The organism is Dyella sp., assembly GCF_036568765.1.
GTDB lineage: Bacteria > Pseudomonadota > Gammaproteobacteria > Xanthomonadales > Rhodanobacteraceae > GSA-30.
On the sequence record NZ_DATCRY010000158.1, the window covers coordinates 1 to 11983 of the forward strand.

Sequence of the window (11983 nt, forward strand, 5' to 3'; positions counted from 1 at the left end):
CCCCTGAGCAGGACGGGGTGTTTAACGTTTTCTTCTGCCATCAACCCATCCGCCAGATCGACCTGACAGACCACGTATCCATCGACTAACCTGTTACCTATGTCCCCGAACACCTGTTACCCATGTCCCCGGTCCATACACGAAGCCAGGGGAGAGGGAGCCTGACTGAGGTAAGCCACAGTACCTCGCACTTGCGCGGACTGCTCCCTCTCCCCTGGCTTCGCCGGGGGAGAGGGTCGGGGTGAGGGGGGCTCTTGCTCAGCGCGGCGTGCAGAAGCAATACGAATACACATTCGGCTGCTCAGAGCGCGCATTACTCAGCAAACCCAGCTCCGGTGCCATCCGCGGCAACTGCGCCATCCATGACGGCAGGCGCAGACCATAACCTTGCGCCACATGGATCGCCGCGCTCTCGCTCATCCCTGCCAGAAACTGATCGAGCAAGCCCGGTGGCGTCTTGATATAGCGCACCGGATAATTCTTGCCCAGCTTGGCGCGACTGGCTGCGTCCGCGATGGCATCACCGAGTCCACCCAGTTGGTCGACCAGGCCGCGATCGAGTGCCTGCTGACCGGTCCATACGCGCCCCTGCGCAATAGCGTCGATCGCTGCGAAATCCTTGCCGCGAGCCTTGGCGACATTGCCGACAAAGTCCCGATATCCCTTGTCGATGATCGACTGGATCACCGCGCTCACTTTCGGATCGAGCGGACGGGTCATATCGAATGCGCCAGCCAATGGACTCGTCGCCACGCCATCGCTCTTCACGCCGATCTTGTCGAGCGTGCCAGGGATGTTGAAGTACATACCGAAGATGCCGATCGAGCCGGTGATGGTATTGGGCTCGGCATAGATGCGATCGGCATTCATCGAAATCCAGTAGCCGCCACTGGCTGCCACGTCACCCATCGATACCACGACCGGGATACCGGCCTCACGGGTCAACTCCACTTCGCGGCGGATCTGTTCGGCGGCATAGACTTCGCCACCGGGCGAGTTGACGCGCAATACCAGCGCCTTGGTCTTGCGGCTTTCGCGCGCTGCACGCACCAGCGCTGCGGTGGAGTCGCCGCCGATGTGTCCCGCTGGCTGCTTGCCGCCAGCGATCTCGCCTTCGGCCACGACCACAGCCACACTATCGCCGAACTGCTCATCTTCGCTGGGCAACTGCGCTGTGTATTGCGCCAGCGAAATCGAACGGAAACCATGCCCGCCCTTGCCCGCCGGTACGCCTTCGCGGCGCATCATGGCCTCCAATTCATCCTGCGTGGCCAAGCCATCGACCAGGTGCTGATCGAGCGAGAGCTTGCCCAGGTCGCCCTTGGCCGCGGCGATCGCATCGGGCAGACCGTCGATATCTGCGCGCAATGCCGCCGGCTCCAGCTTGCGTTGCTTGGCGACGTCGGCGATGTATTGATCCCACAGACCGCCCATCCAGAAACTATCGGCTTCCTTGGACTCGGCCGATGCGTGATCGAGGATGTACGGCTCCGCCGCGCTCTTGAACTGGCCGACACGGAACAGGTGCACTTCGATACCGAGCTTGTCGAGCAAGTCCTTGTAGAACAGGCGGTAGTTGGCCAGGCCGGTGAGCATCACGCCGCCCTGCGGATCGATCAGCACCCGATCGGAATGCACAGCGAGGTAATACTGCCCCTGGTCGAAACTGGCGCCCCACACAATCACGGGCTTGCCCGCAGCGCGGAAGCGATCGAGCGCCGCGCTCACTTCGCGCAACGCGGCGAATCCACCGGCCTGCAAGCGATCGGGCAGCAGCAGGATGCGCGTGATGCGATTATCCTTCGCCGCCGCATCGATGGCCGCAACGAGATCGCGCACTTGCACTTGCTTTGGCGTATCGCCCGACAGAGCGGTCATCGCCCGTTCGGTCGCGCTGAGGCTGTACTGCTCGACCAACTGCCCTTCCGGCTTGATCACCAATACCGAACTATCGGCGACCCGCTCGGTATGACTGCCGATGAACAGACCGAACACGAACAGCAGCACCAGGAACAGCAGCGGGAAAAAGATCAGATTGACGATCACCAGGCGAACGATGTTCACCCCGCGCGCGAAGGAGCGAACGAAATACCAGAAGCCAGGTGTGGGCTGCGACGCCATGCGAAAATCCTTGGGTGTACCGGCGCTAGCGTAGCCGGTTAGGGGCGGTAACAAAACGTGGCTGATGGGGCATCGGAAGCCCTGTTACAAACAGGTATTCCGTTCCGAGCGGCCTCTGGTGCGAACCGGGGCGCGACCGGAGGAAATCCCGGACGATGGTCTACCCGCGACCCTTCATCAATGCAGCGCGGGCATCGCCGTGGCGCCATCGCGGGCCGCCGCGCGCCAACGCTCCCGGGCGGCGCTTCGTGCAAAGCGAACGAACAGCATGACGGCCGCTACGCTCAACCCGGCAATCAGCCCCATCCACATGCCGCGTGCACCGAGTCCCTGGTGAAAGCCCAGCCACCACCCCACCGGCATGCCGACGGCCCAGTACGCGAACAAGGTGATCGCCATCGGCACGCGCGTGTCCTTCAGGCCGCGCAGCGCACCGTTGGAGGCTACCTGGATGCCGTCGGAAAACTGGAAGAACCCGGCCAATACGATCAGTTGCGACGCCAGCGCAATCACCGTGGCATCGCGCGTGTACAGCGAGGCGATCATGTTCGGCAAGGTCAGCATGATGCCGGCGGAAAAGAGCTGGGTCACCAAGGTCAGGCCGATGCCAGAGAACCCTGCATACTTCACGCCCTGCGCGTCGCCTCGCCCCACTGCATGGCCGACCCGCACCGTGATGGCCATCGCTACGCCCAGGGGAATCATGAAAAACAATGCGGCGATATTCAACGCGACCTGATGACTGGCGACGACGCTTTCACCTAACGTGCCTATCAGTAGCGCCGTAGCGACAAAGAGACCGCCTTCGGCCAGCAGGGTCACCGCCATCGGCAGGCCGATCGTGGCCAGCTCACGCAGCTTGCGCCAGTCGGGCAGATCGAAACGCTCTCCCAGGCCAAGCCCCCGATAATTGCCATGGCGCGCGATATACCAGGCAAAGCCCAGCATTTCCATCCACAGTACAGACGCGGTGGCGATGCCGCAGCCACGCGCGCCCTGCGGGGGGATACCGAACTTGCCGAACATCAACACATAGCCCAACGGCGCTAGTACCAGCAAGCCGCCGAAACTGAAATACATCGAAGGCCGCGTCAGCGACAGACCCTCGGACAAGCCGCGCAATGCGAAATAACACGTCAATGCGGGCGCGCCCCAGCTGATGGCGTGCAGGAACTCGCCCACGTCATGGCGCAGGCCCGGCGCCACACCGATCAACCCGACCAAAGGCTCGGCATGCCGCACGAGGAACCACAAGAGGATACCCAGGCTCGCCGCCAGCCAGAGCGCCTGGCGGAACACCGCGCCAATCTCGCTACGCCGCCCAGCGCCATCCAGCTGCGATACCGAGGGCGGCACCGACATCATCGTGCCGATGCCTGTCACGATCGCCAGCGACCAGATGCTGGCGCCGACAGCGACCGCGCCCAATACGTGCGCGCCGACATGACCCGCCAACACGGCATCGACAGCATTCGTGCCTACTGCCGCCAACTGCGCGGCGACCAGTGGCAGGGCCAGCCGGGTGGTCGCGGCAATTTCGTGCGCCACCCTGGCTCGATCCAGGCGGGAACTCATACAGATACTCCTTACGGCCCGGCATTCTACCAGCGGCACGCGGACCGCACGTGTGCCGCGCCCCGGGCTATGCGAACATCGCGCGATCCTAGCGAGGGGTTTGGGGACGTGAGCAATAAAGAAATCACCGAGGCCGGTGGGCTGCGCTGCGCCAATTGCGCCGCGCCGCTGCAGGGCGAGTTCTGTCACGAGTGCGGGCAATCGATCCACAGCGTGCTCAAGCCCGTGCACGGCATGCTCGAAGATACGCTCGATATCGTGCTGCACGTGGACGGCCGCGTCATGCACACAATACCTCCGCTGCTTCTCAAGCCCGGCTTCCTGACGCTGGAATATTTCTCCGGCCGCCGCGTGCGTTACGTGGCGCCCTTTCGATTGATGTTCGTGCTTTGCCTGCTGGCCTTCTTCCTGGGCCACATCGCGATGGATCAGGCCACGGGTGGCGCCTCCCATAGCGATGCTGCAGAGATCGTCCCGGGGCAGACCAATGCCTTCGCCGATGCCAGCACGACGCTGCAGGTGCAAAAGAAGCTCGACCAGCAAGTGGCCCAACTGCAACTGACTCGGGAATCCGTGGGCTCTTCGGTCGGGCTGGATCTGGCCGAGCAGGCACTGCGCCGGCAGGCTTCCCAGCGCATCGCCCAGTTGGACGGCAGCAGCGCACCGGCCAAGGCCGGAAGCGCGCCCGCCAAAGCGACAAGCGCCACCGGCGACAGTTCGGACGACGAGGCGGATGTCGAGCCGAGCCGGCGCAGCTGGCTATACCGGCCGTCGCACATCGATATCTCGTGGCTGCCCCGGTTCATGAACTTGCGCCTGGAAGACGGCATCAAGCACATGAAGCTCAACCTGCTTGCCATGAAGGACGACCGCACCAAGGGCGAGGCCATCGAGCGGCTCAAGGCCAATACTTTCGCCGCGCTGCCGCAAACCATGTTCGTACTGATGCCGATCTTCGCCGTGCTGCTGAAGATCATGTACATCTTCCGCCGCCGGCTCTACATGGAGCACCTGATCGTGGCCCTGCATAGCCACGCTTTCCTGTTCCTCAATCTGATCCTCGGCATCGCGCTGAGCATGCTCGGTACCTGGCTGGTCCCCCATGCCAGCTGGCTGTCCCCCATCATCCACTTGCTGGAGTGGGCACTGGTCATCTGGGCTCTGGTCTACCTGTTCCTGATGCAGAAACGGGTCTACCGCCAGGGTAAGTTCATGACCACGGTGAAGTACCTGGTCATCGGCTGGTGCTACCTCTGGATGATGAGTTTCGCCCTGGGCGCGGCCGTGCTGCTGGGCATGTCGCATTAGACCGGCATAGATCGTAAGAATATGCGGTAACTGTACGTCAGCGCTCCAAAAACAGGCTCGCTTGAGCAGGGTTTTGCACAGCGTCACAGTGCTGTCAAGGCATTGACAAGCCGGATGGCAACTGCATGAACGCCAGCCAAGCCGATAATACATGTGATTGATTTAAAAATGTTTTTTTACCTGGTCAAAACTTGAACAGGGCGTCATGAAGAGCGTGGTTATGCGTTTTACAGGCCTCCTTCCCCGTCCCATCCACAGACTTATCCACAGCTTTTGTGGATAAGCGGAAAACCTACGTCACCTGAGCCACTTACCTCCTTTTTCTAGATGACGGAACAGCAAGCGCACGCAACAGGCACCGCCGCCTGCCGAACCCCGGCTGGAAGACCGATAGCCATAGGCCGGTCAGCCGATGGCCTGCCACTACACTAGTAGCCATGCCTGCCGCCCTCCGCGTCGCCCTGCCCGTTCCCTTGCCGACCCTGTTCGATTACCTGCCTGCCGAGGGCAGCATGGCGGCGGTCGGCAGTCGCGTGCTGGTGCCGTTCGGACGCGGCAAATCCGTAGGCATCGTCACGGCAATCGATGTGGAGCCCAGCATCGGTGGCCATCGGCTCAAGCGTGTGCTGCGCGTCCTGGACGACGCGCCGTTGCTCGATGCGGAGCTGATGAAGACCCTGGCCTGGTCGGCGGACTATTGGCTGGGCGCGCCCGGCGAGGCCTACGCCAATGCCCTGCCCTTGGCCTTGCGCGAGGACAAACCGCTGCCTGCCACCGGCGAAGAGCTCTGGACCCTGACCGCAGGTGGGCAAAGCGCGCGCGACGCGGGTAGCCGGCGCGGTGGCAGCCGGCGTCTGTTAGACGCGCTGGCCGCAGGATCCTGCACGGCCGCCGACCTGGACCTTGCCCTGCCCGACTGGCGCAGCGCCGCCCGGCGCTTGCTCGACGCCGGTCTGGTCGAGCGCAGCGAGCGGCCCTATACCGCTGTCGTCGCTCCCCCTGTGCCGGCGCCTGAACTCACTCCGGAGCAAAAAGAGGCTATCGAAACGATCGCTGCCAGCTTCGGTCGCTTTGCGCCGTTCCTGTTGGACGGCATTACCGGCAGCGGCAAGACCGAGGTCTATCTGGCGCTGATCGAACAAGTGCTGGCACGCGGCCAGCAGGCCTTGCTACTGATCCCCGAGATCGGCCTTGCGCCGCAGACCGTACGGCGCCTGCGCGAACGCCTGGGCATCACCGCCGAGGTGCTGCACTCCAACCTCGCCGAAGGCGACCGTGCGCGCGCCTGGCTGCGCATGCGCTCGGGCGAGGCAACATTGATGCTGGGCACGCGCTCGGCAGTTTTTACGCCCTTGCCGAATGTCGGCTTGATCGTCGTCGATGAAGAACACGACAGCGCGTACAAGCAGCAGGAGGGCTTCCGCTATCACGCCCGCGATCTGGCGCTGCTGCGCGCGCGCGAGCTGAATGTGCCGGTAGTGCTCGGCTCCGCGACACCGTCGCTCGAGTCGCTGGCCAATGTACAAGCCGGCCGCTATCGCGCCTTGCACCTGCGTGCACGGCCAGGCGCCATCCGCTCGCCGCAGGTGCAGATCGTCGATATGCGCACGCAACGGCTCGAGCACGGTCTTTCGCCGACGTTGCTCGGCGCCGTAGCCGAAACGGTCGCACGCGGCGAGCAAGTGCTGGTGTTCCGCAATCGCCGCGGTTATGCGCCAGTGCTGCTATGCCATCAATGTGGCTGGCACGCGCAATGCCCGCGTTGCGAACATCCGCTGACCTTGCATTACGCACGTGCGCAACTCATCTGCCACCACTGCGACTACCACGCGCGCGTCCCCGACGCATGTCCAGCCTGCGGCGCAAAAGATCTCAAACCGCAGGGGCAAGGCACCGAACGCCTGGAAGAAGCCCTGGCAGCGCAATTTCCGCAGGTGCCGGTACTGCGCATCGATCGCGAGACGACGCGCCGCCGCGATGCGTTCGAGCAACTTCTCGATGGCCTGCGCGAGGATGCGCCGGCGATTCTGGTGGGCACGCAGATGCTGGCCAAAGGGCACGATCTGCCGAACCTTACCCTGGTGGCGATCGTCGGCGTCGACGAAGGCTTGCACAGCATCGACTTCCGCGCAGGCGAACGACTGGCACAGCTGGTCGTACAAGTCGCCGGACGTGCCGGACGCGCACGCAAACCGGGGCGCGTGCTGTTGCAAACACATCATCCGGAGCATCCTCTGCTGCGTGGTCTGCTGGCGCAGGGCTATGCCGCGGCAGCGCGCGAGTTACTGGCGGAGCGGAAGCTTTCGATGCTGCCGCCGTACAGCCATCAAGTGCTGCTGCGCGCCGAAGCGCATCAGCGCGACCATGTCGAAACGTTCCTCCATGAGGCACGTGCTGCCTTACCTGATGGCGGCATTCAAATTGCCGGCCCGATGCCGGCACCGATGCCCTTGCGCGCAGGCAAGCATCGCGGGCAATTGCTACTTGAAGCGGAAAGCCGCGCCACGCTGCATAACGCGTTGCGGTCGTGGCATCGCGAACTGGCAGCCATGCCTTCGGGACGGCGCGTGCGATGGTCGCTGGATGTAGACCCAGTGGATCTGTATTGACGTGTGAGGTCGGCCGCTTTTGCGGCCTCTGAGCCGCTCGCTTACGCTCGCTGTGAAGAGTGGAGAGAAAAAAGCGGAAAAACTCGCCAGATACACGGCCATTCTTTCTCTTTACTCCTTACAGGTCGCGCAGCGGCCGACCTCACTGCTTGCAAAACGAGCGACCGTACTCTTAAAGAAATATCCCGCCCGATGCCTCAATCCGCTGCCCATTTACCCAACCCATCGCCGGCGACAACAACGCCGCGACCAAGCCGCCGATATCGTCGGCCTGACCGACACGCCCCAGCGCTGTCAACGACGCGAGGTGCGCCTTGAGATCGGGATTATTACGCACTGTAGCTCCGCCGAAATCGGTCTCGATGGCGCCTGGAGCCAGCACATTCACTGCAATGCCGCGCTCGCCCAGCTCCCTGGCCAGGTAGCGGCTAAGCACTTCGATCGCGCCCTTCATGGCACCGTAGGCCGAATAACCCGGGAAACTGAAACGCGCCAAGCCCGAAGACACATTGAGAATGCGGCCGCCATCGGCGATCAGCGGCAAGAGCTTCTGGGTGAGGAAAAAAACGCCCTTGAAGTGCACATTCATCAGCTCGTCGAACTGCGCCTCGGTCGTCTGCGCGAAGGGCGCATGAATGCCGACACCAGCATTGTTCACAAGAAAATCGAAGCGATCGCGCTGAAAGTGCTTACCTAATACGTCGCGTAACTGCGTGGCGAAGGCATCGAAGCTGACGACCTGACCCACATCGAGCTGCAGGGCATTCGCACGGCGACCGAGCTTTTCGATCTCGGCGACCACCGCCTCGGCTTCGGCACGGTTGCCACGATAGGTGATAACGACATCGACGCCCTGGGCCGCCAGCGCCAGGGCAGCGTTCTTGCCCAGGCCGCGGTTGCCGCCGGTGATCAAAGCAATACGGGATGTACTCATGACCTTAGCTCCTCGATGGGCCCGGATGGCCCTGACGTGGGCTACTTTATTGATCGTCACGCATCGCATAAATCATCGAGTTATGATTTGAGTGTTCATTTCTGACGAACAATAGACTCATGAACGCAACCGATGCCATGCAGGCGTTTATCCGTGTCACCGAGCTGGCGAGCTTTACCCGCGCCGCCGAAAGCCTGGGCCTGCCCAAGGCCAGCGTATCGGTGGCAGTCCGGCAACTCGAGAACCGGCTGGGCACGCAGTTGCTGCACCGGACCACGCGTCAGGTACAACCGACCCTGGACGGCCAGGCGTTCTATTCACGCTGTAAAGCGCTGCTGGCGGACCTGGACGAACTCGAGTCGATGTTCCAGCACGACAAGCGCAGCCTGCGCGGACGCCTGCGCGTGGATATGCCGATCAGCGTGGCCAATCGAACCGTGATCCCGAAATTGCCCGAGTTCCTTCGCGATCACCCGCAGCTGGAAATCGAGTTGAGCAGCACCGACCGCAGAGTCGACCTGATTGCCGAGGGCTTCGATTGCGTCTTGCGCGTCGGTACGCTGGACGACTCCAACCTCGTCGCCCGCAAGCTGGGCAGCCTGCGTATCGTCAATTGCGCCAGCCCGGACTACCTTCATCGCTACGGCATACCGCGCACCCTGGACGACCTGACGCGACACCGCATGGTCCACTACGTCAACACGCTAGGCAGCAAACCGCTGGGCTGGGAATACCGCGACGGCCCGACATATCGTTGCATTCCGATGGCCGGCGGCATCACGGTCAACAACACCGAGGCTTATGAGGCGGCCTGTCTGGCCGGACTCGGCATCGTCCAGGCGCCGGTAAGCGGCGTGCAACCGCTGCTGGATAACGGCACGCTGGTGGAAATCATGGCCGACTATCGCGCCGAGCCCATGCCGATGTCGCTGGTCTACGCGCGCCGCCACAATCTGCCGCGGCGCACGCAAGTGTTCATGAACTGGCTGGCGGAGCTGCTGGCGCCATGGCTGGAAGACCGTCCCCTCGCATGAAAACGTACGAGCCGCCCCCATATCGGGATGTGAAAGACAGTGACCAGAGAGAAGACCATGAGCGATGCACGTCCGCATGTCGTGATCCTCGGTGGCGGCTTCGGCGGATTGGCCGCCGCACGCGAACTGGCGAAGGCGCCGGTACGCATTACTTTGATCGACCGCCGTAACCACCACGTATTCCAACCGCTGCTCTATCAGGTCGGCACCGCCGGCCTTTCCGCCCCCTCCATCGCTGCGCCGTTGCGGCGGATCCTGCGCAAGCAAACCAACGTCACCGTCTTGATGGATGAGGCACGCGGTGTAGACACCGCCGCCAAACAGGTGCGGCTGCCGCAGGGAAGTCTCGATTACGACTTTCTGATTGTCGCCACCGGGGCGACCCATGCGTATTTCGGGCATGACCAGTGGGCACAGCTCGCTCCGGGGCTGAAAACGCTCGACGATGCATTCGTCATACGCCGCCGCATATTGCTCGCCTTCGAACATGCCGAGCGCGAAGACGACCCCGCGAAACGCCAGGCATGGCTGAATTTCGTGATCGTCGGTGCGGGCGCTACCGGCGTGGAGTTGGCCGGCGCATTGGCCGAGATCGCAAGGCACACGCTGCCGCGCGAATTTCGCCGCAGCGATCCTCGCAAAGCCAATGTACTGCTGGTGGAGGCCGGCCCACGGGTGTTGGCCGGCTTCGACGAAGCACTTTCGGCGAAAGCCCGCACACAACTGGAACGGCTGGGTGTGCAGGTGCGTACCGGCATGGCGGTCAGCGCCATCGACGAACACGGCGTATCGCTTGGCAACGAGCGGATCGAAGCACGTACCGTACTATGGGCTGCCGGTGTGGCCGCTTCACCACTGGGCGCCACGCTCGGCGCGCCGACAGACCGTGCCGGCCGCGTGCAGGTCACGCCCGATCTCAGCCTGCCCGGTCACCCGGAAATATTTGTCATCGGCGACTTGGCCACCGTCACCCAGCCCCACGGCAAACCTGTGCCTGGCGTCGCCCCGGCCGCCAAGCAGATGGGCCGCCATGCCGGACGCTGCGTGCGCGCACGTATCGCCGGCCAGGCAGGCGATATACCGTTCCGTTACCGCGACGCCGGTTCCCTCGCCACCATCGGCCGCATGGCTGCCGTAGCCCAGTTCGGCAAGCTCAAGGTCTCCGGCCTGCTGGCCTGGTGGATCTGGCTGGTGGCACACGTCTATTTCCTCATCGGCTTCCGCAATCGTCTGGTTGTGCTGGTCGACTGGGCGTGGGCGTACTGGACCTACGAGCGCTCCGCGCGCATCGTGACCGGCCACGACGGCGAACCCAAGTCACCGGGCACATGACGAACCTTATCTGGACCCTTCACTGATTCCTTCCCGCGGAGATGCCAAAATGGCGTGTCTCCCTTCACACAAATACGGATTGACGATCGTGGCTTCCCAACTCGAACAACTGCGCCAGTACACCACCGTAGTCGCCGACAGCGGCGACATCGAGGCGATTGCCCGCTACAAGCCGGTCGACGCAACTACTAATCCTTCGTTGTTGCTCAAAGCCACGGACGTGCCCAGCTACGCGCCATTGCTGGATGAGGCCGTTGCATGGGCCAAGTCCAAGAGCAATAACCGCGAGCAGCAGATTGTCGACGCCTGCGATCACCTCGCTGTCAGCGTGGGACGCAAGATTCTCGAACTGGTGCCCGGTCGTGTATCGACCGAAGTCGATGCACGCCTCTCGTTCGATACAAATGCCAGCATCGCCAAGGCCGAACGCCTGATCGGCATGTATGAAGATGCCGGCATCAGTCGCGATCGCGTATTGATCAAGCTGGCCTCCACCTGGGAAGGCATTCGCGCTGCCGAGCAATTGCAGAAACGCAACATCAACTGCAATCTCACGCTGTTATTCTCGTTCGAGCAGGCAGTGGCTTGCGCCGAAGCCGGCGTGTTCCTGATCTCGCCCTTCGTGGGCCGTATCTACGATTGGTATGTCGCCAATACCGACACCAAGTCTTTTGCCCCGGACGAGGATCCGGGTGTGAAGTCGGTACGCCGCATCTACGACTGGTACAAGCTGCACGGCTTCGAGACCATCGTGATGGGCGCGAGCTTCCGCAATATCGGGCAGATCCAGGCTCTGGCCGGTTGCGATCGCCTGACCATCAGCCCCGACTTGCTGCAAAAGCTCGACGACGAGCAAGGTGAGTTGCCACGCAAGTTACAGGACAACGGCAAGCGTGAGCCGAAGACGCCGAAGATCGGCGAAGCCGAATTCCGCTGGGGTAACAACGAAGATGCCATGGCAACTGACAAGCTGGCTGATGGCATCCGCAAATTCGCGGTGGATCAACGAAAGTTGGAGAAGTTGCTAGCGGCCAAGCTATAAGAGACGAAAAGCCGGCCTATGGCCGGCT

8 protein-coding genes are annotated in these 11983 nt (G+C 62.7%); 5 read left to right on the forward strand and 3 right to left on the reverse strand.

From position 1 onward, the window contains the following. Positions 1–258 precede the first annotated feature (258 nt). Positions 259–2121 carry a signal peptide peptidase SppA gene (gene sppA / locus VIM98_RS11040; RefSeq protein WP_331993158.1) on the reverse strand — a complete coding sequence of 621 codons (1863 nt, stop codon included), beginning with the start codon at positions 2119–2121 and terminating at the stop codon, positions 259–261. Between the two features lie 177 nt (positions 2122–2298). Next, entirely contained in the window at positions 2299–3696 is a 1398-nt protein-coding gene (locus tag VIM98_RS11045) for an MATE family efflux transporter (protein WP_331993159.1), read from the reverse strand. Positions 3697–3804: 108 nt separating this feature from the next. Between VIM98_RS11045 and VIM98_RS11050 the strand changes: the two genes are divergently transcribed. Next, on the forward strand, positions 3805–5004 hold the full coding sequence (locus tag VIM98_RS11050; protein WP_331993160.1) for a DUF3667 domain-containing protein: 1200 nt from the start codon (positions 3805–3807) through the stop codon (positions 5002–5004). Positions 5005–5441: 437 nt separating this feature from the next. Then, positions 5442–7613: a primosomal protein N' gene (locus tag VIM98_RS11055; RefSeq protein ID WP_331993161.1), complete on the forward strand. Its 2172-nt coding sequence runs from the start codon at positions 5442–5444 to the stop codon at positions 7611–7613. Positions 7614–7785: 172 nt separating this feature from the next. On the opposite strand, the gene VIM98_RS11060 is transcribed toward VIM98_RS11055, so the two are convergent. Continuing rightward, entirely contained in the window at positions 7786–8547 is a 762-nt protein-coding gene (locus VIM98_RS11060) for an SDR family NAD(P)-dependent oxidoreductase (protein ID WP_331993162.1), read from the reverse strand. 119 nt (positions 8548–8666) lie between these two features. Between VIM98_RS11060 and VIM98_RS11065 the strand changes: the two genes are divergently transcribed. From VIM98_RS11065 to tal, 3 genes are all read left to right on the forward strand, one after another. Next, on the forward strand, positions 8667–9581 hold the full coding sequence (locus tag VIM98_RS11065) for a LysR family transcriptional regulator (RefSeq protein ID WP_331993163.1): 915 nt from the start codon (positions 8667–8669) through the stop codon (positions 9579–9581). 57 nt (positions 9582–9638) lie between these two features. Continuing rightward, on the forward strand, positions 9639–10913 hold the full coding sequence (locus VIM98_RS11070) for an NAD(P)/FAD-dependent oxidoreductase (RefSeq protein WP_331993164.1): 1275 nt from the start codon (positions 9639–9641) through the stop codon (positions 10911–10913). 79 nt (positions 10914–10992) lie between these two features. Beyond that, positions 10993–11955, forward strand: a complete 963-nt coding sequence (tal, locus tag VIM98_RS11075; protein WP_345786295.1) for a transaldolase — start codon at positions 10993–10995, stop codon at positions 11953–11955. Positions 11956–11983 lie beyond the last annotated feature (28 nt).